This window comes from Prodigiosinella aquatilis (assembly GCA_030388725.1).
In the GTDB taxonomy this organism is placed as follows: domain Bacteria; phylum Pseudomonadota; class Gammaproteobacteria; order Enterobacterales; family Enterobacteriaceae; genus Prodigiosinella; species Prodigiosinella aquatilis.
The window spans coordinates 4,805,306-4,832,301 of record CP128857.1 but is presented as its reverse complement, the minus strand read 5'-3'; the positions used below and the strand labels follow the sequence as shown (position 1 = coordinate 4,832,301).

Here is a 26,996-nt window from a genome sequence, read left to right as displayed (position 1 = left end):
CCTTGGGTAATCAGTCGTTGAAGAATACCTGTTTGATGGCGAGTTCGATGCCACGAACTTCCGCCAACCCTTTTAAACGCCCGATGGCGGAATAACCAGGATTCGTCTTTTTCTTCAGGTCATCCAGCATCTGGTGGCCGTGATCGGGACGAATCGGAATCGATCGGGTGTTGCCTGCCTGGCGGCGGCGGTGTTCTTCAGCCAGAATGGCTTTCACCACATTGACCATATCCACATCGCCGTTAAGGTGCGCGGCTTCGTGGAAACTTTTTGGGTTCTCTTCCCGGCAGGTGGATCGCAGATGGGTAAAATGGATGCGATCGGCAAAGGTTTCGATCATGGCGACCAGATCGTTATCGGCACGGACACCATAAGAACCGGTGCACATGGTAAAACCATTGTTGATGCTGTCCACGGTCTTTTTCAACCACTGCATGTCTTCAAGAGTGGAAACGATACGCGGCAGGCCGAGAATCGGACGCGGTGGATCGTCTGGGTGTACTGCCAGTACGACGCCGGCTTCTTCCGCTACCGGAACGATGGCCCGCAGGAATTCTGCCATGTGCTCACGCAATTTGATTTTATCGATGTGGTCATATCGTGCTAACTGAGCACGGAACTGATCCAGGGTATAGCCTTCTTCGGCTCCAGGCAGACCTGCAATGATATTGCGGGTTAACTTATCAATGTCGGCCTGGGTCATGGCAGCGAAGTAATCCGCGGCCTGCTGTTGTTCCTGTTCGGTATAAGTCTGTTGCGCGCCGTGCCGCTTGAGGATATGTAACTCAAATGCGGCAAACGCAGTGTAATCAAAACGCAATGCCCTGGAGCCATCTGGCATCGGATATTCCAGATCGGTACGCGTCCAATCCAGCACGGGCATGAAGTTGTAGCATACGGTATCAATGCCACAGATGCCGAGATTACGCAGTGACTGCTGGTAGTTGGCAATATACTGGCGGTAGTGACCGGTCTGGGTTTTGATGTCTTCGTGAACCGGCACGCTTTCCACGACTGACCAGGTCAATCCTTTCTCTGCCAGAATCGCCTGACGTTTTTTTATCTCTTCCACGCTCCAGACTTCCCCGTTGGGAATATGGTGAAGTGCGGTTACGATACCTGTGGCTCCAGCCTGACGGGCATCATCCAGCGATACGGGATCGCTGGGGCCGTACCAGCGCCATGTATGTTCCATACTGTTACTCCTTACTGAATTGAGGGATGTCATCACTGCGGTTACATCCCTCAGATGCGTTTTAAACCGGCAATGACGGTTGTCGCCATTCCGGTGATGATAAGAGGCATGTAAGGTCTGGTGGTCAGGCCACCAGACCTAATAACTATTTCACGACAGAGGGGTTGTTTTCTGTGATGCAGATCACGTTAATAAGGGGTTTACTCGCCGAGATCATCGATGTTGACAACAAAGGTAAGATGGGCTGGGCGCTAATGTGTTCTTAACATGATGATTTTATTTTCTTTCCGTTTTTCTGGCTGTGGTAAGCTGCGGCATATTGATCACGATAGTTGACTGTAGAAGGAATATCAGGGGGAGAGATGGCGTTACCGTTACCAACACTGAAAGTTGAACGACTTTACCGGCAAATATCTAATCTCCTGATTACCTGCATCAAAAACGGGCAGTTTGGCGCGGGCGAATTGTTGCCGTCGGAGCGTGAGTTAGCGCGCCAACTCGGCGTGAGCCGTTCTTCCATCCGTGAAGCGCTAATTGCGCTGGAGATTACCGGCTGGGTGGAAATCCGCACTGGAAACGGGGTGTATGTCAGTGATCCGCTGCCAGCGATAGCCACTTCACCAGTGGATGACGAATTCAGCTTGAAGTCGTTTATTCATGCGCGGCAAGTTTATGAAGCCATGATGGCTGAATTGGCTGCACACAATGCTACTGATGATCAACGTGCCGAATTGCTGGAGATCACCCATGACCTTACGCGCCGGCATGTGAATGATGAAAAATTCCTGCATGAAGATAAGCGCTTCCATTTGCTAATCAGTGAAATGTCTGGCAACGAAGTGTTGCGCGATATGATGGAATACCTATGGAATAAACGTAAGACTCTCCGTTTCGTGCGGTTGGAAAGCCATTACGCGGATACCAACTTTCCGTTGGCAATGAATCAGGACCATACGGATATCACTAATGCGATTGTCGCGCGTGATGCGCCGCAGGCACGGGCGTGTATGGAGCGCCATTTGCAGCATGTTTATGACCATCTTTTCGGCAGCGAAGAACAATAAGTCAAGTTCAGATATTCCACTGAAACTACCTGGTTTCGGTTAATTGGTTCGCCGAACGTGGCGGTCGCCTCACGTATCCCGGTTTTCTGGCTGGTAAATATTACGTTACGCACCAGGTTTTTTCCCATCAATTTGCACCGCCATTAGTCTATTTTTGATTTTTGTGTGTGGCTGATATGTCCTTTCCGTGACGCGTTTCACAATGTCTCCTGATACATTTTGCATTTCGTGAACCCATTATCACCTTTGATTTATTTCTATGGGAAACGGTTTCCGTATTGTTTCCAATCTGCAAGTAAACCACGGTATCACGAGGGATTCGGAATGAAAAAGATCATGCTTTGTTGCTCTGCCGGTATGTCGACCAGCCTGTTGGTCCGCAAGATGCTTGATGTTGCCAAAGAACGTAATGTGGAGGTGGAGATTGCCGCATATCCCACCAACGAGTTCGATGAGCAGGTCGGTGGTTACCAGGTGGTATTGTTGGGGCCACAGGTCAAATATATGTTGCCGTCGCTACAGAAAAAAGCGTCTGCGAAAGGTATTCCTATCGCGGCTATCGATATGATGGATTACGGCATGCAGCGTGGTGACAAGGTGCTGGATTTTGCATTTTCGTTGATCGAACAAGGACATGACGCATGAGTAGCCTCTATCAGTCGATGGTGGATATCATCGAACAGAAAATTACGCCACTGGCCGGTACGGTGGGGCAGCAACGGCATGTCATCGCTATTCGTGATGGATTTATCGCTGCCTTGCCTTTCATGATTATCGGTTCGTTTATGCTGGTGTTTATTTTCCCGCCATTCTCGCCAGAGACCACTATGGGATTTGCCCGCGGCTGGTTGAACTTTTCACTGGAATACCGTGATCAGTTGATGTTGCCGTATTACCTTAGCATGGGGGTGATGACCTTCTTTATTTCCGTTGGGATTGGTGCGAGCCTCGGCAGACACTACAAGCTAGATCCGGTCATGACGGGCTTGCTATCGCTGATGGCGTTTCTGTTGGTTGCCGCGCCTTATCACGATAAGCAAATTTCTACACAATATTTCTCTGGTGAAGGGATTTTTACCGCGATTATCACTTCGATCTATGCCAGTGAAGTATACGCCTGGCTTAAGCATCACAGGATAACCATCCGTTTGCCGAAAGAAGTGCCGACCGGCGTCGCGCGTTCTTTTGAGATCCTGATCCCGGTACTGGTGATCGTGGCGACGCTGCATCCATTTAATCTGTTTATTCAGTCCGTTACTGGCATGAACATTCCTGCCGCCATCATGCATCTGCTGGCACCATTGATTTCGGCATCCGACTCTCTGCCTGCTATTTTGATTTCCGTGTTTATCTGCCAGATTCTGTGGTTTGCCGGGATTCATGGCGCACTGATTGTGACTGGTATCATGAACCCGTTCTGGATGACAAATCTGGCGTTGAATCAGGCCGCGCTGTCTGCGGGTGAGCCATTGCCGCATATCTATCTACAAGGCTTCTGGGATCACTATCTGCTGATTGGTGGGGTGGGTTCAACATTACCACTGGCCTTTCTATTATTGCGCAGCCGCTCCGTCCATCTGCGAACCATTGGTCGGATGGGTGTGGTGCCGAGCTTTTTTAACATCAATGAACCTATCTTGTTCGGTGCTCCAATCATCATGAACCCGTTGATGTTCCTGCCGTTTATTTTTGTTCCGATGGTGAATGCCATCTTTGCCTATATCGCCACCAAACTTGGCTGGGTAGCGCAGGTGGTTTCACTGACGCCGTGGACAACCCCGGCGCCGATTGGTGCCTCGTGGGCGGCCAACTGGGCATTCAGCCCGGTGATTATGTGTCTGTTCTGTATGGTGACATCGGCGATGATGTATTACCCGTTTCTGAAAGTCTATGAACACACCTTGTTGAAACAAGAGCAGGAAAGAGACCAACAGATGACTGCCGAATCGACCGCTAACGTGTAGTTACCGGTTATTTATCGTGGCCAAATCGGTCATCGACACAGTGAGATAAACCATGATTTATCACTTTCCAACGGATTTTTGGTGGGGCAGTGCCAGTTCGGCACCGCAGACTGAAGGCGATAGCCTCCATGGTGGGAAAAGCGCCACTATCTGGGATGAATGGTTTGCCCTTCAGCCCGGTCGCTTTCACCAGCAAGTCGGGCCAGCGGAGACGTCAACATTTTATCAGCACTGGCGTGAAGATATCGCACTGCTGAAAACGTTGCATCACAATACCTTCCGAACGTCGATTTCGTGGGCGAGATTACTGCCTGACGGTGTAGGCGAGGTGAATCCACGGGCGGTGGCGTTTTACAACCAGGTAATAGATGAAATGCTGGCGCAGGGCATCACGCCGTTTATCAACCTGTTCCATTTTGATATGCCATTGGTGATGCAACGTCAGGGCGGCTGGGAAAACCGGGCGGTGGTGAAGGCTTATGGTGACTATGCCGCCACCTGTTTTCGCTTGTTTGGCGACCGGGTGAAGCATTGGTTTACGTTCAATGAACCGATCGTACCGGTGGAAGGCGGTTATCTGTATGATTTCCACTATCCGAATGTCGTGGATTTCAAGCGTGCGGCCAGCGTGGCCTACCACACTATGCTGGCACATGCGTTGGCGGTGAAGACTTATCGCGCTCAGGGTCAAGATGGTGAGATCGGTATTATTCTCAACCTGACACCGTCTTACCCACGCTCACAAAATCCAGCGGATGTTAACGCAGCGAACATCGCTGATTTGATGTTTAACCGTAGCTTTCTCGATCCCGCCTTGAAAGGGGTTTATCCGCAGGAATTGGTAGCGTTGCTGCAACAGTACGGGCAACTGCCCGCCTGCCAGCCAGAAGATAAGGCACTGCTGACGGAGGGTGTGGTTGATCTACTGGGGATTAATTATTATCAGCCGCGCCGCATCCAATGTCGCGACAGCCTGGTGAATCCGGACAGCCCATTTATGCCTGAATGGTTCTTTGCCAGTTATGACATGCCGGGTCGCAAGATGAACCCGTATCGTGGCTGGGAAATCTATGAACCCGGTATCTACGACATTTTGACCAATCTGCGTCTTAACTATGGCAATCCTCGCTGCTTTATTTCTGAAAATGGTATGGGCGTCGAGAATGAGCAGCGTTTCAGTGAACATGGTCAGATTCAGGATGACTACCGGATAACGTTTATCCGCGAACATCTGAAATGGGTACATAAAGGTATAACGGAAGGCGGCAACTGCCTCGGTTATCACATGTGGACATTCATTGATAACTGGTCGTGGTTGAACGCCTATAAAAATCGTTATGGTTTCGTACAACTGGATTTGACGACCCAAAAACGTACGCTGAAAAAGAGCGGTGAATGGTTCGCGGCGATGGCGGCGAGAAATGGTTTTGAAGCGGACTGAGGGGAAGATGCCATGAGAGATTTGGAAAGTACGGTTATGGAAATTATCGTCAATGCCGGACAAGCCCGCAGTTTGTGTTTTGAGGCATTACACGCTGCGCGAGAAGGTGATTTTGAACAAGCGCAGGCGTTGCTGAAGGAGTCTGACACCTTTTCCCGCATGGCACACCGGGTACAGACGGAATTGATTGAGGAAGATGCCGGGGAAGGTAAAATGCCCATGACGCTGATTATGGTTCATGCACAGGATCATCTGATGACGGCGATACTGGCTCGTGAATTGATTGAGGAAATGATCGCTCTCTATCAACGTCAGTCGTAAGAAAAGTGTTCGAGGAATGGCGATAGATTAACGCCTTATCTTGTTTGTTGGCTTTTCTCCATTTTATTGCGTTTATGACGGCGGCCGGTAAAGAACGCACTCTGTCGACGGTAAAGATGTTCCTACTGTAAAGAGGTTCTTGCTATAAAAAATACAACAAGTATCAATGATGTAGCACGATTGGCTCAGGTGTCTAAGGCCACGGTATCTCGGGTGATAAGTGGTAGCCGGGGTGTAAAAGAAGAAAGTCGACAAGCGGTGCTGCGTGCGGTTGAAATTCTTAACTATCAGCCTAATTTTATTGGTCAGTCGCTGGCGAGTCAGAGCACGGGTTGTATTGGTGTGATTTGTGCTACCGAACATATCCAGCAGGCGACCGGTTATTTGCAGGCGCTGGAAAAACAGCTCAGCCAGCATCAGAAGTATCTGCTGCTGCGTTTTGCCGATAATGCGCAGGCGGTTGATCAGGCAATTGCGGAGCTGAGTCGTGGGTTGTGTGATGCGGTGATGGTGGTGGGGGCGCGCTTTGATTTGCCGTCATTACCCGATGAGGTGGTGTTGATCGACTGTCTTGGTGCTGCATCAAAAAGCAAAATTGATTTTGATTATTTGTTTGCGACGGAAACCGCAGGTCACTATCTGATTAGTCATAATCGTAAAAAAATAGCGCTATTGAATTTTCACACCGGTGAGGCTGCCGATCAGGTGATGCAAGGCTATCGTAACGCGTTGGAAAGCTACCCGCTGCCTTATAACCGTCAGTTGGTTATCGACTACGACGTATCAGTCAATATTGCTTTGCAGGGTTTGATCACCGCTAATGTGCAGTTTGATGCACTGCTGGTGACGGATTATTACATTGGGTTGGAAGCGGTAAAGATTCTGCGTCAATTTCAGCGTTCAGTTCCTGAACAGGTGATCGTCTTCAGTCTTGATGGCTGTGCAGTACAAATGTCTGGTGAACCTCATCTCCCGGCGATTAACTATCCGTTGGATGTGCTGGCGCAACGTGCTCTGCAAATGGTTAGCTTGCCATTTTCCGAGGATCTGCAATTCCCGCCATTGCGCGGTAGTCTCATCACCCCTTACTAAAGTGTATTCACGCAGCTCTTTTCGACCCTCCAGACAATAAAAAACCCCGGTTTGAAGTGGACACAGGCAAACCGGGGATGAGGGTAATAATAATGAATGAATTAACTATAAATTATCGCCGTACCGCGGAGCGTGTCATTACCGACAGCGGAGGTGATGTAATACGCTTTGGCGCCTTGCTGATCGGCTTTGGCCGCCAGTTTGGCTTGCAGTGAGCTCAGATCCCTGGCGCTGGCAGTGACTACACCGACTTTATGGAACTGCTGCGCCTGTTGGGCATTCACATATTCAGCAGCAAAAGAACCGAAAGAAACGGTGGACAGTACTGCAGCGATAGCGATGGTTTTCAGGTTTTTCATGATGCCTTTCCTTACTTTGTTTATGACAATGAAAGGTGTTTCCCTTTCGATGCAAGAAAGGTTACGCCTCTGTTTCTTGGTTGGAAACCTAATGTTCTTGAGTTTATTGTTCTATTTATTTGAAAGAAAAAACAGTCAAGCATTGTAAATAATTCAATGATTTTTAAGGTTTTTATATAATTCCGCTTTTTTTATTATGATGTTCCAATTTATTACGATATATGTGGGCATATTCTATAGATTAAGAAAACTAATTAACATTTAGTGCTGTTTTTAAGCATGTAACCAACATTAATATCTAATAGTGAGATGAAGACTGGTTGGTTTACGATGCAATATCGTATAAATCTTTGTTCACAGGTTTGACAGTCATTAATACCCGGAGAACCGAGGTTATTACCAGTGCTGGACTGGGTGTGCATGTGGGGTGGCGACCGGTAGCTTGGCCCCGTCATTACGTTATGTTTTTATTCACGGTCCGGAAAACCCGGATGCAAACTGGCCCTATGATTTCCATCACTGTCACGGAGTGATAGTTCGAGATGACGCCCGTTATCAGGCCGTTACGCTGTGTGGTGGAAGTTTAGTTATCGCTTGCCGTTTTCTCCCTCCTGATGTCCTTTCCGGAAGACAAAATTGCCGGCATCAATATGTTAAAAAATGGTTTCTTTTTGCCTGATAAAACCGTTTGACTTTCAGATGGTTATTTTTTGTTCACCGATCGACTTCACACTTCAAGTTAAAAAGCATTGTCTCTTTCTCTCTCTTTAAATACATTGCTAACTCGAGTTAGCAATGAGGAAGAGTCATGAAAAATGATTGCTTTATGGGCGTGGATGTCGGTTCTGCCAGCGTGAGAGCCGGCGTATTTGACAGTAGCGGTCGGCGACTGGCCTTTGCGGTACGGCCCATCCAGCAATTCCATCCCCGTGCCAATTTGGTGGAGCAATCATCAGCGAATATCTGGCAGGCGGTATGCGACAGCATCCACGAGGCGCTGGCTGAGTCGCAAATTGAACCCGCGGGTATCCGTGCTATCGGTTTTGATGCCACCTGCTCGCTGGTGGCCGTCGGGACCGACGGTAAACCGGTTTCCGTGGCGGAACAGGGTGAAGCTGACCACGATATCGTGATGTGGATGGATCATCGTGCGGAGGCAGAAACTGCGGCGATTAATGCTACCGGTGATGCAGCCCTGCATTACGTCGGTGGTGAAGTCAGCATTGAGATGGAGCTCCCCAAAATTTTATGGTTGAAACACCATTTTCATGAACGTTATCAACAGGTGTGGCGGTTTTTTGATTTAGCGGACTATCTGGTCTGGCGGGCGAGCGGTGCCGATGTTGCCAGCGTGTGTACTCTGACGTGTAAATGGAATTATTTGGCCCATGAAAACCGTTTCAGTGACACCTTGCTTCAGGCGGTTGAACTGACGGATCTGCTGGAAAAGATACCGCCTCACATCCTTCAGCTTGGTGAAAAAGCAGGGACGCTGAGTGCGGAAGCGGCACAACAGTGTGGGTTATTACCAGGCGTGGTGATCGCCAGCGGCATTATTGATGCACATGCCGGCGGGCTGGCGCTGGTTGGCAGCCAGCCGGAAGGCAGCCTGGCGATTATCAGCGGCACATCTAATTGTCATATGTTAGTGAACCTTGAGCCGGTCAGCGTACCCGGTGTCTGGGGGCCATACTGGGGTGCAATGCTACCGCAGTGGTGGCTGAGTGAAGGGGGACAGAGTGCCGCTGGCGCACTGGTGGAGTGGACATTGCATCAGCATGCGGAGTGGACCGCGTTGCAGGCACAAGCTAACCAGCGGCAATGCAGTGTTTACGAGATTTTGAACGAGTGGGTGGCATTGCTGGAACAGCGTGAGCCATTGCCGACTCGTCACTTGCATGTATTGGCCGATCATCACGGCAACCGTTCACCGCGCGCTAATCCTCATGCCAGAGGGACGGTAATGGGACTGACCCTGGAACAGGGACCGGATGCGCTGGCTCGGTTGTATCTGGCGACACTACAGGCCATTGCCTATGGCACCCGCCATATTATCGACAGCATGAATCAGGCTGGCCATCAGATTACCCGGTTGGTGATGTGCGGCGGAGCAACCAAGAATCCATTGTGGCTGCGGGAATACGCCGCCATTACCGGCTGTGATATCCAACTGGTCAGCGAAGACGATGCCGTCACGCTGGGGGCCGCCTTATTGGGCGCTGTCGCCTGCGGCACTTATCCATCATTACCTCAGGCGGCAGCTGCGTTGGTTCGCCCCGGCACATTGATCCGGGCAGACCGGCAACATCAGGCATTTCATGACGCCAAATACCGAATTTATTTGCAGATGTATCAGGATCAACAGACTGCCGAACAGCAATTGTGTCAGCTAGCGGGCACTGACGGCGTGCGGTAATCCATTAGAATCATCCCGGCCAATGCCGGAACAGACATGCAGGAGCAAACGATGTTGAAACTCAATTTACCCGAATCCCCCGCCAGACTGAGTGCCGAGGCCGGAGAAGTGTTATTGGTCACCAATGCGGATTTGCGTGAACCCGCTAATGTGACGTGCTGGCCTACCCAACAGCAGTTTGAGAACAAATTACAGATGGTTCTGGAGCAACTGGGCTATCGCATGAAGCGGGCTCATCCCGTGAATGCTGACCGTGGACATGGCTTTATCAGCAGTCAGCAGGAAGGTAGTGCGGTTTTTGCCGCTATCGATCCGGATGCACCGGTCATCGTGTTGCTGACCGCCTGGCAATACTCTCATCATCTGGCGCCATCGTTAGTGCATCACCGCGGCCCGGTGCTATTGCTGGCCAATTTTGATGGCACCTGGCCGGGGTTGGTAGGCATGTTGTGTATGGCAGGCTGTCTTACTAGTCTGGAACGAGCCTATTCTCGGATGTGGTCTGAAACCTTTGAAGATGATGATTTCCGCCAGGATCTATCCACCTGGCTACGGGATGGTGCGGTTAGCCATAAAACCGGCTATCTCCACCCGGTTGCGCCTTCACACCCGGTATTGGCTACCGACGCGGGCCAGATCGGGCGTCAGGTCGGGGAGTACATTTTGCGCCACAAGGCGATTATCGGTCTGTTTGATACCTTCTGCATGGGCATGATTAACGGCATGTTCCCACAACAGGCGATGGTGAACACCGGTATGCCGATTGAATCTCTGTCACAGTCCGCCTTGCTGGTGGAAATGGCGAAAGTGCCGATGTCGCTGCGTGAGAGCTGCCTGCAATGGTATGAACAACAGGGTATGCAGTTTGAATTTGGCACAGACGGTAGTCGGCAGTTGACGCGTGAGCAGGTACTGGAACAGTGCGCGATGATGATTGCCATGGCGCGTTTTGTGAAGCGTTTTGGGTTGACCGCAGTGGGTGTGCAGTATCAGCAGGGTCTGAAAGACAGTTGTGCTGCCTCTGATTTTGCCGAAGGCGCGATTGGTAACGCGGAGCGTTTCCCGTTGCCGGATGAGCAAGGCGAGATTATCCGTCCAGATATGGCGATACCCTGCATCAACGAAGTGGATATGGGCAGTGCGATTCCACAGGTAATGCTATGGCGACTGTTGCATGGTCTGGGCTTACCGGCGGAAACCACGCTGCACGATATTCGCTGGGGCAGTGATTATCAGGGCACATTCTATTGGGATCTGGAAATCTCTGGTGCGGTGCCGTTCGCCCATCTGAAAGGGGGCATCGCCGGGGCGACCGGTTATCGTCAGCCGCCGATGTTCTTCCCATATGGCGGTTCCACCATCACCGGTCAGAGCAAGGCCGGGCGCTTTATCTGGGCGCGCGCCCACTATGAAGGAACGCAGGTCATCATGCATATTGGTACCGGTACCGCAGTGGAATTGCCGCCTGCCGAGTTCGAACGCCGTCGCCGTGCCACCAACTATGAATGGCCATTGTTGAATGCGGTGTTGGATGGTGTCAGCCGGGATGATCTGATGGCGGGCCACCAGAGTAACCATCTAACGGTGGCGTATGTCGACGAGGCACAACTGGGCGATGTCCTGAAAGCATTTGTGGCGCAGGCGCTGACACAGAATATCCGGGTCTTTATGGCGGGCGATGCCCATACGCTTTTGGCGGAGTGAATTATGCAGTACGACAGCGATCAACAACATAACGAGCAAAAATACACCGGCGTGTGGCCGGTAATGCTGACGCCATTCGATGAACGTGGCGAGATTGACTATGACTCGTTGGGTCGTCTGGTGGAGTGGTATCTGGCGGCCGGGGTACATGGTCTGTTTGCTGCCTGTCAGTCGAGCGAAATGTTCTTTCTGAGCGATAAGGAAACCCGTGAGCTGGTGCGTTTTATCGTTGAGCTGGTGGACGGACGTGTACCGGTGGTGGCATCCGGTCATACTGCCTGCGGCATTAGCCAACAAGTTGAGCAGCTTAATGGTATGGCGGAAACCGGCATAGACGGCCTGATCCTGATCAGTAACCGGTTGGCGTTGTCGGGAGAGTCTGATCAGGTCGCGCTCAATCAGTTGCAGTTATTGACAGCACAGTTGCCTACCTACGTGGATCTGGGGATTTACGAATGTCCTTATCCTTACAAACGCCTGCTGTCTGATGACACGGTGGCGTGGTGCGCGCACAGCGGGCGTTACACCTTTATCAAGGATACGTGTTGCGACCTGCCGACCATCAAACGGCGCTTACAACTGGCGCAAGGCACCCGGTTGCATTTGGCCAATGCTAACAGCCAGACGCTGTTGCCATCGTTGCAAGCCGGATGTCAGGCTTACAGCGGTGTGATGGCTAATTTCCATCCACAGTTGTACGTCTGGCTTTATGAGCACTGGCGTGAACAGCCGTTGCTGGCGCAACAACTGTCGGACTATCTTTCCACTGCCGCATTGGTGGAGTTTCTCGATTATCCGGCCTGTGCCAAGCACTACCAGCAGCAATGTGGTAACTTCTCGACCCACATTTGCCGGGTGCGTAGCAGCGCGGCGTATGGCGAGAGCTTTTTTCCGGACGCCATCAGCAGCATGCTGCGACTGGGCCAGCCGTTTACGACGCAACTCAATCCTTAATCAGGCGTGACATAAAGAACAACTAATAACCAAAGGGGCCGCCATGACACTGACGCAGGTAAAACAACAATTACTGTTGCCCGCTGAACACCACTATTTTGGCAGTTGCCATGCCTCGACGGTGGTTTCCCTGCCGGGCAACCGTCTGCGGGTGGCGTATTTTGCCGGAGAGAAGGAAGGCAGCGGCGATACCGCTATCTGGTTGTCATGTGGTGAGCAGGGAAACTGGCAGCAACCGCTGTCGATCGCAGCAGAACCGGGATTGGCGCACTGGAACCCGGTATTGCACCATCAGGATGGTCAGTTATGGCTGTTTTATAAAGTCGGTGCGGATGTCCACCACTGGCAGACACGGATGACGGTATCGGATGATGATGGCGTCAGTTGGTCATCTCCCCGGCCACTGGTGGCAGGGGACTGCACACCACGCGGTCCGGTCAAGAATAAAGTGCTGGTGATGTCCAACGGTGAGTGGCTGGCCCCCGGCTCGGTGGAGGACGATCGCTACTGGGACGCGTTTGTCGATATCAGCGGTGATGGTGGACAACAGTGGCAATCCGTCGCAATACCGCTGACGCATCAAACCCCGGCGGAGAACCATCAGGATGCGCTCTGGCAGGGGCTGAAACAGGATGCCTTGTGGGAAAACAATCTGACGCGGGTATTCCAGTGGGACGGGGTGATTCAGCCCTCAGCCTGGGAATCCGCGCTGGGACGAATCCATGTTCTGATGCGTAGTACCCGTGGTCGTCTGTATCGCAGTGATTCCGCTGATTATGGGCGTAACTGGTGCGACGCTTATGCTACCGCGCTGCCCAATAACAACAGCGGTATTGATATGGTCTCGCTCGGCCATAATCAGCTGGTGCTGGTGTATAACCCCGTCACTGGTAACTGGAGCCGGCGTTATCCGCTTACGGTCGCTTATTCCGCCGATAATGGCGACACCTGGGAGAACCTGATCGACCTGGAACAGGAACCTGGCGAGTTTTCCTACCCGGCTATCATCGCCGATGGTGACTCGCTGCATGTGACCTATACCTGGAATCGGAAAAATATCGTTTATCAGCAGATCGTGTTCGGTCTGTGAATCTGTACCCTGAACCGCCCTACACAATAAAGTCATAAAAGGAGAAAACGATGAAAAAATATTGGTGTGTGCTTCTGGCCGCAGCGATGCCACTGCTGGCCGCACAGGCTGTTGCCAAGCAAATGTTAACCTATCCGACGAGAAACATTGAAGTCATTATCCCCAAAAATCCTGGTGGCGGTACTGATACCTCCGCCCGGACACTGCTTGAGTATGCCAAAGATCGGCTGCCGAAAGGCATTATTTTTGTCCCGGTCAACAAGCCAGCTGGCAATGGAGTTACTGGGCTGATTGAAGTTGCGAAAGCCAAACCGGATGGTTACAAACTGGTCATGACCACAGTTGAGCTGGCGATGTTCCCTTATCAACACAAATCCCCCGTCACCTATAAAGATTTCACGCCATTGGTGACCACTATCGCCGACCCGGTGGCTATCGTGGTGAAAGCGGATTCCAGTTACAAAACAATGAAAGATTTTATCCAGGCGGCAAAACAGCATCCGGGAAAACTCATGGTGGGTAACTCGGGTATGGGGGCGATTTATGATCTGGCCACCGTGAATATTGAAAATAATACGCACACCAAATTCAACCATATTCCTTATAACGAAGGTACCGGCCCATCTATTGCCGCATTGGTCGGGGGTCATCTTGACGCGGTGCTGACCACGCCGGGGGCGGTTAAATCACAAGTTGATGCCGGTATTTTGCGCGTGCTGGCGGTAATGGACGACAAACGTTTCGCGTTGTTCCCCGATGTTCCCACCATCAAGGAGGCGCTGAATCTGAACTTTAACGTGAAGATGCGTGCCTGGGCAGTGTTGGCCACCACGGCGAAACTGCCGCCGAAAATCGAAAGCCAACTGGTGAAAACCTTTACTGAAGTGGTTAATGAACCGGCTTATAAGGAAGCGTTGAGAAAACAAGGAATTATGCCGGTGACCATCGTGGGTCAGGATGCAGCCGACATGATGAAAGAGGATGATGCCATGTATAAGCAACTGATCGCTGAAACAATGAAAAAATAATAAGTGACAACTACCGCCGGAAGCCCGGCGGTAGGGAGAATCATGATGCGTAAGTGGAACCTGTTAATTGGCTTGTGTTCGATAGGATTGGGCGGACTGATGCTGTTCTTGTCGCGCAACATGGCCATGTTTGATGCATCCGGTGTGCCGGGGGAACGGTTTTGGCCTTATGGCCTGGCGTGGTTGTTTATTGTGCTTGGCCTATTCCAGTGGATTGCGGTGATTAAGGATCGCCATCAGGTGGATATTGCCGTTGATCTGTCGTCAGTTTATGTCCGGCGTCCCTTGATTTTGGGGGCGATGGCAGTGGTGTTTGGTGTGTTATTAAATTACGCGGGATTTCTGGTTTCGGCGTTGCTGTTTATTCCCGGTGTCATGTTGTTTATGAATGAACGTCGTCCCTGGTTTATCGTGCTGTCGACACTGTGCATTGTGGTGGTGATCTATTGCGCCTTTACCTACCTGTTTAACTCCCCACTGCCGACCTCGGTTTTCAGTGAGTCCTGACATTATGGAGTGATGATGAACGAGCTTCTTTCAGCGTTTGCCACGGTATTGAGTTTTAACACCCTGATCATCATTTTCCTTGGCACATTGGCCGGTATTGTGATCGGTATTATTCCTGGTCTCACCGTGAATATGGGGATTGCCCTGTTATTGCCGCTCACCTACTCTTTTCAGGGTGTCAACGGGATATTGCTGCTATTGGGTGTGTATTGCGGCGCGGTATATGGTGGGTCGATCACCGCTATTTTAATCAGTACCCCCGGCACACCGGCATCGGCCGCCACGGTATTGGATGGTTATCCAATGGCGAAACGCGGTGAGGCGGGCAGAGCATTGGGGTTGTCGACCATGGGTTCGCTGTTTGGCGGGGTGTTCAGCACTATCGCCCTGATCCTGATTGCGCCGATGCTGGCGACGGTTGCCACTGGATTTTCAGCCCCCGAGTATTTCGCGTTGTCAGTGTTCGGGATCAGTATTATTACCAGTGTGTCCTCTCAGTCGATTGTTAAAGGGTTAATGGGTGGCGGGTTAGGGCTGGCCATTGCCACCATTGGTCTTGACCCGATGACCAGCGGCATGCGTTTTACCTTTGACTCGGTTTACCTGATGGGGGGGATCTCGTTTATCCCGGTATTAGTGGGGTTGTTTGCCTTCTCGCAGGGATTACTGGGTTTCGAAGAGGAACTGCGTTCCCGCCATGCAAACAATGTTCAAAAAGCAGTAGCGAAGATCACGCGTATTTTGCCGAGTTGGGTGGATTTCAAACGCTGTCTGCCAACCTGGATACGTTCATCCGTTATTGGCACTGGTATCGGCACTATTCCCGGTGTTGGGGGCGATATTGCTTCCTGGATCTCATACAACGAGGCCAAGCGGTGGTCAAAAACACCGGAAGAATTTGGTCATGGTTCACCGGAAGGCGTCTCTGCGCCGGAAGCCGGCGCCAACTCGGTGGCGGGTGGCAGTATGGTTCCGCTAATGACGCTGGGTATTCCCGGTGATGGCGCGACTGCTATCATTATGGGGGCTTTTCTGGTTCAGGGATTGGCGCTGGGACCACAGCTTTTTACTGATCATCCGATAGTAGTGGATACCATTTTTATCGGACTGATGGTGGCGAACCTTTGCATGGGGCTATTGGGTTTCCTCGGCATGAGGCTATTCGTGAAGGTAATGGACATTCCCCGTACCTGTATGGTGCCTTCGATTCTGCTGCTCTGTACCGTTGGTGCTTATACCGTCAATCACAGCATGGTGGATGTGTTTTTGATGATGGGGGCCGGGTTGGTAGCCTACGTCCTGATAAAACTCAATTTTTCGATGTCACCAATAGTGATAGGTATGATCCTGGGGCCGTTGGCGGAAACTAACTTGCGTCGTTCTTTAATGATGTCTCAGGGCAACCCGATGGTTTTCCTGACTCGTCCTGTGTGTGCGGTGTTTATCATCATCGCGCTGCTAACCCTACTGTTGCCGATTATTTCACCGATGATTAAGCGTTATCGCAGCAAAAAAAAACTGAGCTGTGAAAACGCAGGATAACGGAATCGCATTCCTTCGTCGGTTTGTATGTTGTCGCGTAAGCCTGATATCAAGGGGAGCGCGGAGATGAGGCTTTCTCAGAAACACCTCTCTTCGCGCGTCCTGAATATCTTGCTCTTTTAGTTAAACCGTTCATCGGGATTTCATTGTCAGTCTGTGGCTTATGGAAAGCTGCGTCGAGTTAGTTAATGCGCTACACTAAAATCTTTCATTTCCCTTATGGATAAGGTGTTCCATGGCAAAAACGGTTGAGCAGATTGCCAACGCGTTAAGCTTGTCAATTACCACGGTGCGTCTGGTATTGAACGGTAAAGCTGAGCAGTACCGTATCAGTGAAAAAACCCAACAGCGTATTACCGATTATGTGACTGAACACGGTTATACCGTGAATCATGTCGCCCGCAGCCTGAAGTTGAATAAGACTGATACGCTTGGGCTGATAGTCCCTCGCCTGTCTAACCTTTTCTTCTCGACATTGGCAGAAAAGCTGGAAATGCGCTGTCATGAAGTAGGCTATCAACTGATGATCAGCTGCTCTTACAGTGATCCTGACCATGAAAATGCGCTGGTGGATTCACTGTTGCAGCGTAATGTGGACGGGTTGTTTGTTGTCCCGTCGTCAGTGCAAGCGATGCAACATCATGTCCGGACGGTCAAACGGCCACTGGTGTTGCTGGATCGTGATTTTGGCGCAGAAAATATTCCGTTGGTGATCAGTGATAACTTGCAGGGCGGCATTGTCCTTACACAAGCCATGCTGGCGGATGATGCCTCCACACCGCTGTTTTTTATGGCGGGTGATATTCATCAGCCAGCGATCCACGACCGTCTGCGAGGCTACCAGCAGTCGATACGTGATTACGGCCTGACGCCGTGTGTGATAGAAGCCGGCCATAACCGCCGGGAAGACGGTATCCTGATGATGCAGCAATTTTTCCAGCAGCATGACGTCCCACCCCAGGCATTCATTGCCTCTTCGCTGCCAGTACTGGAAGGGATCCTCAGTGTTATCCGCGAACGTTATGGCTATATTCCGGCTGGGATTAATATTGGCACCTTCGATGAACATGCCATGCTGGGATTTTTATCCAATAAGATTTGGTCTATGCGCCAGAATGAGGATGCCTGGGTGGAACATGCCTTCAAGGCTATGCAACAGGCATTGAATCGGGAACCACAACCGGTCAGGGCGGTGATCCCCATGACGTTGATTCATCGTCAGCAGGCGGAACATCAGTGACGAGTCGCTGCCATCGTTGGTGTTGTTGAACTGACGAGCTGATTCTGCTGTTCGTGATCGGCGATCCGCTGGCGCAGTGATGATTTGGATTTATCGCCAACGTGATAATAGTCATATGGTAACAGTAACGTATCCAATGCTGCCGAGAAGGGGAGATCGATGGCGGCAAGTGGTTTCATCACCCAGTTGGTTTTCTTATCCTCCAGCATTGCCACACTGGCTTTGGTTCCGGAATAGTAACCTTGCTCCCCGCCAGTATGTGTCATCACACTAGAACAACCGCTGGAAACAATTAACGCGCTTCCTGACAACGTGAATGAAAATAAGGCACTTTTCAATATGGTCATAACGTTACCCAGAGAAGGAAATCTCCTCATTTTGTCGCTTGTACCCGCATAGTCAGATTAACCGAAAGTTACTTCTGCTTACGCAAATTTGTCATATTGTGCTTTTCTCTCAGTGTATGTGATAACTGCCGATTTCAGAGGAAATTTTGCATGAAAAACCGCGAATTTTTCTAATCCATTATTGAAAATTGACGCTGGGTCACCATATTTGTGATATGTCCACACAGAGGAATATGCCGATTGGATATTCTTTCCGGGCTAATGACCTGTCCTGATGGAAGGTTTTTATCACTCCCCTCGCTGAAGCTTAGGAGGCTGTAATGCGTAACCCTGATTTTTCTCCGCTGTATCGTTCCGCCATTGGTTTTGATCGCCTGTTCAATCTGCTGGAAGCCGGCCAGAGCCAGAGTAATGGTGGTTACCCTCCGTATAATGTCGAATTGGTTGATGAGAACCAATATCGCATCGCCATTGCGGTTGCCGGTTTTGCCGAGCATGAGCTGGAGATCACTGCCCACGACAACATGCTAATTGTCAAAGGGGCACACAGTGGTGAACCCACACCCCGCAACTATCTGTATCAAGGGATTGCCGAACGAAATTTTGAACGTAAATTCCAGTTGGCTGAACATATTCAGATCACTGCTGCCAATCTGGAAAATGGGCTGCTGTATATCGACCTGCAACGCGTCGTGCCGGAAGCCTTGAAACCACGTCGTATCGAAATTAAATAACCGACGGCCTGTGGCATGAGAAATCGTCGTACTAACCGAATATCGTCCGCCAAAGGTGGGGACGTCTCCGCAACGCCAGACGTTGTCGGGGCAGATTATCTCGCTTCATAGAAGGAGTAACGACCATGCGTAGTTATGATTTATCGCCGCTGCTGCGTCAGTTGATAGGTTTTGATCAGTTGGCCAGCTCAATGGGGGATGCCGTAGAGTTCCCACCTTATAACATTGAAAAGTACAGTGAAAACCACTATCGAATCACGTTGGCATTAGCCGGTTTCCAGCAACAAGAGCTGGATATCGAAGTGGAAGGGCAACATCTGATTGTCAAAGGTACACCGACACCACCAGAGAAAAAAGTGGAGTATCTGCATCAAGGGCTGGTATTTAAACCTTTTTCTCTGAGCTTTACGCTGGCGGAACATTTACATGTGTCCGAAGCCCAGTTTACTAACGGGTTGCTGCATATCGACCTGGTTCGAAACGTGCCGGAGGCATTGCAGCCGCAGCGGATTGCTATCGGCAGGTCGCACCCTGCGCTAACTGAGACGGTGACGAACACCGAAGAATAATGACCCGCGAACCATCTCCATGCCAGAGCTGATCCGTTTTTAATAGGCGCATTATTGGCATCAGGATCGTGCCGGGATGAGGCCATGATGTCTGCTTTCGAATAGGTTACGTGATCTTCCGCCCGTTAACTTTACCGGTAACGGGCGTTTTTGTGTTGTATTCCACGGTTCCCCTCATAATCTTCTGCCACAATTATTTGAAACCTAAGGGCTTGTTCTCATCACCTATAATGAGAGAGACAAATTCCGTGATGTAATAGAACGGATCGCGTTTACATTTCTGCTCAAGGATATCTGCTATGAGTGATATTGCGCTTACCGTGAGTATGCTGGCGTTGGTGGCAGTGCTGGGGTTATGGATTGGCAACTGGCGAATCTATGGAGTAGGTCTGGGGATCGGTGGTGTCTTGTTTGGCGGTATTATTGTCGGTCACTTTGCTCAAAGTTATCACTTCAGACTGAATGGGGACATGCTGCATGTTATTCAGGAATTTGGTCTCATCCTGTTTGTGTATACCATCGGCATTCAGGTAGGGCCGGGATTTTTCTCTTCACTGCGGGTATCGGGCCTGCGTTTGAATGGTTTTGCCATCCTGACCGTGTTACTGGGGGGTATGGTGGCTATTGCCATTTACACGTTATTTGGTGTGCCGCTGCCGATCATTCTGGGGATTTTTTCTGGAGCGGTAACGAATACCCCCTCGCTGGGTGCTGGGCAGCAGATCTTGACTGATCTGGGTTCCAGCAATGTGCTCATCAATCAGATGGGTATGGGATACGCCATGGCTTATCCGCTTGGTATCTGTGGGATTCTGCTGGTGATGTGGTTGCTGCGCTTGCTGTTTCGTGTCGTTGTGGATAGAGAAGCAAAGCAGTTTGAAAGCCACAGTGGGCAGAACCACGAGCAATTGCACACTATGAACATTGAGGTGATGAACCCTAATCTGCAAGGATTGGCGATTCAGGATGTCCCGATTCTGAACAGCAATGCGATTGTCTGTTCGCGTCTGAAACGGGAGAACGCATTGATGGTGCCTGCACCTTCCTCCATCCTGCAATTGGGGGATTATTTGCATTTGGTGGGCGCGCAAGTCGATCTGGATCAAGCCCGTTTAGTGATTGGCCACGAAGTGGATACCTCTTTATCAACCCGTGGTACGGATTTGAGTGTTGAACGGGTTGCTGTTACCAACGAGCGGGTTCTGGGGCAGAAAATCCGTGATCTGAATTTGAAAAAAAATTACGACGTAGTGATTTCCCGCCTGAATCGTGCCGGGGTGGAATTGGTGGCCGCCAACAATTCATCGTTGCATTTCGGCGATATTTTGACGTTGGTGGGGCGGAAAACGGCCATTGATGCGGTAGCGGATATTGTCGGTAATGCACAGCAAAAATTACAACAGGTGCAGATGTTGCCGGTATTTATCGGTATTGGCCTTGGCGTGTTGTTGGGGTCGGTGCCGCTGTTTATTCCCGGTTTCCCGGTTGCGTTACGGCTGGGGCTGGCGGGAGGACCGCTGGTGGTGGCGTTGATTCTGGGGCGAATTGGCAGTATCGGCAAGTTGTATTGGTTCATGCCGCCAAGCGCCAATCTGGCACTGCGGGAATTGGGTATTGTGCTGTTTCTTTCCGTGGTGGGACTGAAGGCAGGATCGAATTTTTTTGCAACGTTGGTGTATGGCGATGGATTACGGTGGGTTGCTTATGGTGCCGTGATTACCGTTATCCCGTTGTTGGTGGTGGGTATTCTGGCCCGTTTGTTGACGAAGATGAATTACCTGACGCTGTGTGGCATGTTGGCAGGGTCGATGACCGATCCGCCCGCACTGGCGTTTGCCAATGGGTTACATGAAACCAGTGGTGCGCCGGCGCTAGCCTATGCCACCGTTTATCCGATTGCCATGTTTTTGCGTATTATGTCACCGCAAATATTAGCGGTATTGTTTTGGTCGATGTAATAGCTGATACATCAGCCGATGGCTGATGTATCAGTGGTACTAATAACAGGCAGTTTGTTAATTTAACTGCCTGTTATTTTTTGACAGATTAAGTATTCATTTAATTATGATGAATAATCATTTAATAAAACATAGAGTGATATTTTCCATCAAAATGGTAATTAATTTATTATCTATATAAAATAATTCCATCGTGTTAATAATGTGTTTTTAATTTGTTATATCACTTTGATTTATAATCATTAATTTATTATTTATACTGATAATTTTATTCGATAAGTAAATTATTAAACCTGTTTAGTAATTAAAATAACATACCGTATTTTTTATTTTACAATATTATTGTACTTAGTTGTGACTATTTTTTTATTCGGTGGGGTGATAAAAATCTGATATTTTATTTTCCTCATTTTTTATAACACTACTGCTGTTATTGTACCCGTTGTATTTACAATAGCGTGATACGAAATAATACTTCCCCCGCCCTTCTGCACGATTACCTCCGGTGAGAACAATATATTCCGTTTTAACACCGAGTGGAAAGAACACCTGGCATATGACACGGCGTGTTATCCGGATACGCGAAACAGTTAGAAACAGGTTAAGATGGCGGGGTGAAGATACTTATTCCGGAGTGCGACATGAGTAAGAAAAAGACACCGCTGAAGCTGGGAACATCTGTGATTCTTATGGTGTCGGCCGTCATTGGTTCTGTGCTGTTGGTGGTGTATGCCTTGTTGTTCTTCCGGATCAGCGAGTTAACGGAGACCCACCTGAAAGACAAAGCGTTCTCCATTGCTCGCACCGTCGCGAATTCACCGGTGGTGATTAATGATTTGAAAGGTATCGGCGATCTTTATGCCGTCCAGCGTTTTTCTGAAAATGTTAAGCGTCGTAACCATTTACTGTTCGTTATCGTGACGGATATGCGCGGGATTCGTCATTCGCACCCCGAACCAGACCTGATTGGTCGCCATTTTATCGGTGACGATCTTTATCCAGCTTTGCTGGGGCTGGAAAATACGGCAGTGAACCGAGGGGTGCTTGATCCGGCGTTGCGGGTATTCACCCCGGTATTTGATGAAAACGGTAAGCAGATTGGTGTGGTGGTGGTGGGTATCTCACTGACCAGCGTGCAGTCGGTGATTAACGAAAATCGCTGGATTATCCCCTGGACCATCTTGTTTGGCGCGTTGGTAGGATTGTTGGGTACCTATTTTTTGGTAAAAGCCCTGAAACGCATCATGCTTGGTTTTGAACCATTTGAAATTTCCAATCTGTTTGAGCAACGCAATGCCATGCTCAAACAGATTAAAGAGGGCGTTATTGCGGTGGATACCGATTTGCGTATTACCATCATCAATGATGAAGCCAAGCGCTTGTTCAGTCAGCATGGTTCATCAGAGAGTCTGTCTATCGGCAGTACCATCAGCCAATGGCCCGCGATGATGAATCTGGAAACGGTGGTGGAGACGGGGTCGCCTCACCAGGATGAAGAGATCAACTTCAATGGCAACCTGTTGCTGACCAATACGGTGCCGGTGGTGGTGAAAGACGACATTATTGGAGCCATTGCCACTTTCCGTGATAAAACCGAGGTCAGCCAGTTATTACAGCGTCTGACCGGTATGTCTTATTACGCGGATGCTTTGCGGGCGCAATCTCATGAATTCATGAATAAGCTGCATGTTATTCTGGGCATGCTGCATTTGAAATACTACTCTCAGTTGGAAGATTATATTTTAAAAACAGCGAATAATTATCAGGCGGAAATCGGATCGATTATCCGTAAGGTGAAATCACCGGTGATTGCCGGGTTCCTGTTGGGTAAGATCAATCGGGCGCGCGACCTGGAGATTACACTGTCGATTAGCGAAGACAGTCTGTTACCGGAAACTGATAACACTGAAGCTACCAATGAGTTGATTACGGTGCTGGGTAATCTTATCGAGAATGCTATGGATGCCATATCCGGGCTGGAAAACAGGGAAATCAGTATCACATTTCATCATCAGTCCGGGTTTCTGCACTGTATTGTGGGTGATGATGGCCCAGGAATTCCGCTGGAGGTGCAAACCCGGATTTATCAGGAAGGGTTCTCTACCAAAGGTTGCGGACGCGGCATCGGCCTGTATCTGACTAAACAGAGTCTGGAGAAAATTGGCGGTACGATCGATTTTGAGTCGGAACCCGATGTGTATACCCAGTTTTTCGTCAATATTCCTTATCAAGCAAGGCAGTTTGACCATGATTAATGTACTGATTGTCGACGACGATGCCATGGTGGCGGAGTTGAATAAGTGTTATCTGAATCAGGTTTCCGGGTTTAGCTGTTATGCGACAGTCCCTACGCTACAGCAGGCCAGAAACTTGTTGATGCAGCCGGATTGTGAAATTGATTTGGTGCTGCTGGATATATACATGCAACAGGATAACGGGCTGGATCTGTTGCCGACTATCCGGGAATTCAGCGAGCATACCGACGTTATCATCATTTCTTCCGCCAGCGATGTCTATACCATCAAGAAAGCGTTGCATTATGGTGTAGTGGATTACCTGATCAAACCGTTCCAGTTTGCTCGTTTTGAGCAGGCATTGGTGGCATATCGTGAAGAATCCAGTTTGCTCAAACACCGGGATTTTGTCGCGCAGTCGGATATCGACAATCTGATCCGTCGTGCCAGTGGCAGTCCGGTTGTAGACCGAAAGAAACTGCCGAAGGGGTTGACCAGCCTGACATTGCGTACTGTCTGTGAATGGATTGAAGGGAACCAGGGGGCAGAGTTTTCCACAGAAATGCTGGCCAACGCGATAGGTATTTCTCGCGTGTCATGCCGCAAGTATCTGATATACCTTGCGGATACCGGAATTCTTGATACCAATATTCAGTACGGTTCTACCGGCCGGCCGGTTTATCTTTATCGCCTGCTACCTGAGAAACAGGACACTATGCACCAGTATTGCGAATAACGTTCGGTATCTGTCACTGGGCAATGTCTGACAGACAGATACCGGTTGGGATATTTTATCCGCCAGTGTGTTGTCAGAGCGTCATGGTGCCAAAGGCGGAGAGCCAGTCCTGATTAAATTTTTCTATTGCTGCCTGTACGGCGGGTGTCGTGATGAACTGCTCAGCGACGTCGATGGGCAGGGTGATGGCCTGACAGCCTGCCAGCATGCAATTCAACGCTTGTCGGGGGGTTTTGAAACTGGCTGCCAGCACTATGGACTGCGGCGCATGCAGCGTCAGCAGTTGCTGTAATTCCTGCACCATTTGAATCCCATCCCCTCCTTGTGCATCTAGCCGATTAACGTAAGGCGCCACAAATTGCGCGCCAGCCAGCGCAGAAAGTAGACCTTGTCCCGCACCATAAACCGCTGTTCCCAACGTTGGAATGCCTTCACTGTGCAGTAGTTTGATGGCCGCTAGTCCTTCCGTCGTAACGGGAACCTTGATAACCAGATCGCTGATGCATTGCCGAAGTACGCGGGCCTCTTTGACCATATCTTCCGCGGTACTGGCTATGACCTGAGCAAACAGTTGTCCTTTATTATCCAGGGCGTCATGCAACGCGGGCAGCAGAGTACGAATAGGCTTGCCAGCGGCTGCAACAATACTGGGATTGGTGGTGATCCCCGCCAACGGGAGCACGCGGGCCAGCCGGACGATGGCTGGGATGTCGGCGGTATCAAGATAAATTTTCATTTTAATTATCCTCAACATGTTGTTCTTAATGTAAATCTATCATTTTTATTTTATTTTGAAATAAATAACTTTCAAAGTGTGATCAATTTAAAATAAAAGGAAAGATTTTATCTATATCTTCATAATCACTTTAAGAAATAAGTTGCTTTATTTAGCCGCTTTTTTAAACACCAGTGGAAACAGGAGAACATAATGATAGAAATTATCACCCATGGGGCTGAGTGGTTCATCGGCCTGTTTCAGAAAGGTGGTGACGTCTTTGTCGGTATGGTTACTGGCATATTGCCTTTACTGATCAGTCTGTTAGTCATCATGAACGCCCTTATTACTTTCGTCGGTCAGTCGCGAATTGAGCGATTGGCTCAGCGTTGTGCCGGGAACCCGCTTTCCCGCTACCTGCTGCTGCCGGTCATCGGCACATTTGTATTTTGTAATCCGATGACGTTGAGCCTGGGCCGCTTCATGCCAGAGAAATACAAGCCCAGTTACTATGCGGCGGCCTCTTACAGCTGTCACTCGATGAATGGTTTGTTTCCCCATATCAACCCCGGTGAACTGTTCGTCTATCTGGGTATCGCCAACGGTCTGACCACTTTGGGGCTGCCATTAGGCCCGCTGGCGGTGAGTTATCTGCTGGTCGGGATGTTCACCAACTTTTTCCGTGGATGGGTCACTGACCTGACCACCTCTGTTTTCGAACGCAAAATGCACATCCAGCTTGACCGTCAGGTTCAGCTCTAAGCGGAGGAACTTTCAATGAGCAGCATTATTCGGATTGAAAAAGGCGAAAGTGGCTGGGGCGGACCTTTACTGATTGAAGCCGTACCGGGGAAGAAAATTGTCTATATCACGGCAGGAACGCGTCCGGCCATCGTCAATCGCCTGAGCGAGTTAACCGGATGGCCGGCGGTGGACGGTTTTAAAGACGGTGAACCGCCCGCCGAAGAGATAGGCGTCGCGGTCATTGACTGTGGTGGCACGCTGCGCTGCGGTATTTACCCCAAACGTCGTATTCCAACCGTAAATATTCATTCTACCGGTCAGTCCGGTCCACTGGCGAAATTTATACTGGAAGACATTTATGTCTCGGGGGTGCGTGAAAAGAATATCCAGTTAGTGGAAGCGGAAACAGAAAAGACCGCCAGCGCAACTGTGACTATACCCGCGGAGAACGATGCCGTGAACAGCGGTCGCGATTATGACAGTAGCAAGAAGATCACTGAACAAAGCGATGGGCTGTTGGCGAAAATCGGTATGGGAATGGGGTCAGTCGTGGCGGTGTTCTTTCAGGCGGGTCGCGACACCATTGATACAGTACTGAAAACCATTCTGCCCTTCATGGCATTTGTTTCCGCACTGATTGGCATCATCATCGCCTCTGGGCTGGGGGACCTTATTGCACATGGTCTGACGCCGTTGGCGAACAGCCCGATTGGGCTGGTGACGCTGGCTCTGATCTGCTCGTTTCCACTGCTCTCGCCTTTTCTTGGCCCTGGCGCGGTTATCGCACAGGTTATCGGCGTACTGGTCGGGGTGCAGATTGGTCTGGGGAATATTCCACCTCACCTGGCGCTGCCGGCACTGTTTGCCATCAATTCCCAGGCGGCCTGCGACTTTATCCCGGTGGGGCTGTCGCTGGCTGAAGCCAAGCAGGACACGGTTCGTGTTGGCGTTCCATCTGTGCTGGTTGGTCGTTTTCTTACCGGTGCGCCGACAGTGCTGCTGGCCTGGGCAGTTTCCAGTTTGATTTACCAGTGATTTCATT

Annotated in this window: 26 protein-coding genes; 22 read left to right on the top strand and 4 right to left on the bottom strand. The window is 50.1% G+C overall.

The window, feature by feature from the left end; genetic code table 11:
• Window positions 1-10: 10 nt before the first annotated feature.
• Window positions 11-1,195, bottom strand: coding sequence for a mannonate dehydratase (uxuA, locus tag PCO85_22485; GenBank protein WJV53853.1), 1,185 nt, complete (start codon window positions 1,193-1,195; stop codon window positions 11-13).
• A gap of 362 nt (window positions 1,196-1,557) precedes the next feature.
• Between uxuA and PCO85_22480 the strand changes: the two genes are divergently transcribed.
• The 6 genes from PCO85_22480 (at window position 1,558) to PCO85_22455 (ending at window position 7,077) form a co-directional block, all read left to right on the top strand.
• Window positions 1,558-2,259, top strand: coding sequence for a FadR/GntR family transcriptional regulator (locus PCO85_22480; protein ID WJV53852.1), 702 nt, complete (start codon window positions 1,558-1,560; stop codon window positions 2,257-2,259).
• 324 nt (window positions 2,260-2,583) lie between these two features.
• Window positions 2,584-2,904 (top strand): PTS sugar transporter subunit IIB, encoded by a 321-nt coding sequence (locus PCO85_22475; protein WJV53851.1) that lies wholly within the window; start codon window positions 2,584-2,586, stop codon window positions 2,902-2,904.
• Window positions 2,901-4,223 (top strand): PTS sugar transporter subunit IIC, encoded by a 1,323-nt coding sequence (locus PCO85_22470; protein ID WJV53850.1) that lies wholly within the window; start codon window positions 2,901-2,903, stop codon window positions 4,221-4,223. The genes PCO85_22475 and PCO85_22470 overlap by 4 nt, the downstream gene beginning before the upstream one ends.
• A gap of 52 nt (window positions 4,224-4,275) precedes the next feature.
• A complete protein-coding gene (locus PCO85_22465) occupies window positions 4,276-5,664 on the top strand; it encodes a glycoside hydrolase family 1 protein (GenBank protein WJV53849.1) in 1,389 nt (462 codons plus the stop codon).
• A 12-nt stretch (window positions 5,665-5,676) separates the two neighbouring features.
• Window positions 5,677-5,985, top strand: a complete 309-nt coding sequence (locus PCO85_22460) for a PTS lactose/cellobiose transporter subunit IIA (protein WJV53848.1) — start codon at window positions 5,677-5,679, stop codon at window positions 5,983-5,985.
• A 144-nt stretch (window positions 5,986-6,129) separates the two neighbouring features.
• The gene (locus PCO85_22455) at window positions 6,130-7,077 is read left to right on the top strand and encodes a LacI family DNA-binding transcriptional regulator (GenBank protein WJV56180.1); all 948 of its coding nucleotides are present in this window, start codon (window positions 6,130-6,132) and stop codon (window positions 7,075-7,077) included.
• Window positions 7,078-7,178: 101 nt separating this feature from the next.
• On the opposite strand, the gene PCO85_22450 is transcribed toward PCO85_22455, so the two are convergent.
• On the bottom strand, window positions 7,179-7,436 hold the full coding sequence (locus PCO85_22450; protein WJV53847.1) for a DUF1471 domain-containing protein: 258 nt from the start codon (window positions 7,434-7,436) through the stop codon (window positions 7,179-7,181).
• 427 nt (window positions 7,437-7,863) lie between these two features.
• Here PCO85_22450 and PCO85_22445 point away from each other — a divergent pair, with 427 nt between their 5' ends.
• The 9 genes from PCO85_22445 to PCO85_22405 all read left to right on the top strand — a co-directional run bounded on the left by PCO85_22445 (window position 7,864) and on the right by PCO85_22405 (window position 17,917).
• A complete protein-coding gene (locus PCO85_22445) occupies window positions 7,864-8,115 on the top strand; it encodes a DUF3748 domain-containing protein (GenBank protein WJV53846.1) in 252 nt (83 codons plus the stop codon).
• Between the two features lie 129 nt (window positions 8,116-8,244).
• Entirely contained in the window at window positions 8,245-9,852 is a 1,608-nt protein-coding gene (locus PCO85_22440; protein WJV53845.1) for an FGGY-family carbohydrate kinase, read from the top strand.
• Between the two features lie 51 nt (window positions 9,853-9,903).
• Complete coding sequence (locus PCO85_22435) at window positions 9,904-11,556, top strand: signal transduction protein (GenBank protein ID WJV53844.1); 1,653 nt, start codon at window positions 9,904-9,906, stop codon at window positions 11,554-11,556.
• 3 nt (window positions 11,557-11,559) lie between these two features.
• Complete coding sequence (locus tag PCO85_22430; GenBank protein ID WJV53843.1) at window positions 11,560-12,510, top strand: dihydrodipicolinate synthase family protein; 951 nt, start codon at window positions 11,560-11,562, stop codon at window positions 12,508-12,510.
• A 43-nt stretch (window positions 12,511-12,553) separates the two neighbouring features.
• A complete protein-coding gene (locus tag PCO85_22425; protein WJV53842.1) occupies window positions 12,554-13,600 on the top strand; it encodes an exo-alpha-sialidase in 1,047 nt (348 codons plus the stop codon).
• Between the two features lie 50 nt (window positions 13,601-13,650).
• Complete coding sequence (locus PCO85_22420; protein WJV53841.1) at window positions 13,651-14,628, top strand: tripartite tricarboxylate transporter substrate binding protein; 978 nt, start codon at window positions 13,651-13,653, stop codon at window positions 14,626-14,628.
• 42 nt (window positions 14,629-14,670) lie between these two features.
• The gene (locus PCO85_22415) at window positions 14,671-15,135 is read left to right on the top strand and encodes a tripartite tricarboxylate transporter TctB family protein (GenBank protein ID WJV53840.1); all 465 of its coding nucleotides are present in this window, start codon (window positions 14,671-14,673) and stop codon (window positions 15,133-15,135) included.
• 12 nt (window positions 15,136-15,147) lie between these two features.
• Window positions 15,148-16,677 carry a tripartite tricarboxylate transporter permease gene (locus PCO85_22410; GenBank protein WJV53839.1) on the top strand — a complete coding sequence of 510 codons (1,530 nt, stop codon included), beginning with the start codon at window positions 15,148-15,150 and terminating at the stop codon, window positions 16,675-16,677.
• Between the two features lie 235 nt (window positions 16,678-16,912).
• Entirely contained in the window at window positions 16,913-17,917 is a 1,005-nt protein-coding gene (locus tag PCO85_22405; protein ID WJV53838.1) for a LacI family DNA-binding transcriptional regulator, read from the top strand.
• Here PCO85_22405 and PCO85_22400 read toward each other — a convergent pair.
• Window positions 17,911-18,264: a YceK/YidQ family lipoprotein gene (locus tag PCO85_22400; GenBank protein ID WJV53837.1), complete on the bottom strand. Its 354-nt coding sequence runs from the start codon at window positions 18,262-18,264 to the stop codon at window positions 17,911-17,913. The two genes, PCO85_22405 and PCO85_22400, sit on opposite strands and share 7 nt — an antisense overlap.
• 320 nt (window positions 18,265-18,584) lie before the next feature.
• Between PCO85_22400 and ibpA the strand changes: the two genes are divergently transcribed.
• From ibpA to dcuR, 5 genes are all read left to right on the top strand, one after another.
• Window positions 18,585-18,998 carry a small heat shock chaperone IbpA gene (gene ibpA / locus PCO85_22395; GenBank protein ID WJV53836.1) on the top strand — a complete coding sequence of 138 codons (414 nt, stop codon included), beginning with the start codon at window positions 18,585-18,587 and terminating at the stop codon, window positions 18,996-18,998.
• 125 nt (window positions 18,999-19,123) lie between these two features.
• Complete coding sequence (gene ibpB, locus PCO85_22390) at window positions 19,124-19,567, top strand: small heat shock chaperone IbpB (protein ID WJV53835.1); 444 nt, start codon at window positions 19,124-19,126, stop codon at window positions 19,565-19,567.
• Between the two features lie 299 nt (window positions 19,568-19,866).
• Window positions 19,867-21,525, top strand: coding sequence for a putative transporter (locus tag PCO85_22385; GenBank protein ID WJV53834.1), 1,659 nt, complete (start codon window positions 19,867-19,869; stop codon window positions 21,523-21,525).
• Between the two features lie 641 nt (window positions 21,526-22,166).
• Window positions 22,167-23,780: a sensor histidine kinase gene (locus PCO85_22380; protein WJV53833.1), complete on the top strand. Its 1,614-nt coding sequence runs from the start codon at window positions 22,167-22,169 to the stop codon at window positions 23,778-23,780.
• Complete coding sequence (gene dcuR, locus PCO85_22375) at window positions 23,773-24,495, top strand: two-component system response regulator DcuR (GenBank protein ID WJV53832.1); 723 nt, start codon at window positions 23,773-23,775, stop codon at window positions 24,493-24,495. Before PCO85_22380 ends, dcuR begins: the two co-directional genes overlap by 8 nt.
• Window positions 24,496-24,568: 73 nt before the next feature.
• On the opposite strand, the gene fsa is transcribed toward dcuR, so the two are convergent.
• Window positions 24,569-25,231 carry a fructose-6-phosphate aldolase gene (gene fsa / locus PCO85_22370; protein ID WJV53831.1) on the bottom strand — a complete coding sequence of 221 codons (663 nt, stop codon included), beginning with the start codon at window positions 25,229-25,231 and terminating at the stop codon, window positions 24,569-24,571.
• Window positions 25,232-25,423: 192 nt separating this feature from the next.
• Here fsa and PCO85_22365 point away from each other — a divergent pair, with 192 nt between their 5' ends.
• Both PCO85_22365 and PCO85_22360 read left to right on the top strand, forming a co-directional pair.
• Entirely contained in the window at window positions 25,424-25,972 is a 549-nt protein-coding gene (locus tag PCO85_22365; GenBank protein WJV53830.1) for a PTS glucitol/sorbitol transporter subunit IIC, read from the top strand.
• Window positions 25,973-25,987: 15 nt separating this feature from the next.
• Entirely contained in the window at window positions 25,988-26,989 is a 1,002-nt protein-coding gene (locus PCO85_22360; protein ID WJV53829.1) for a PTS glucitol/sorbitol transporter subunit IIB, read from the top strand.
• Window positions 26,990-26,996: the final 7 nt, after the last annotated feature.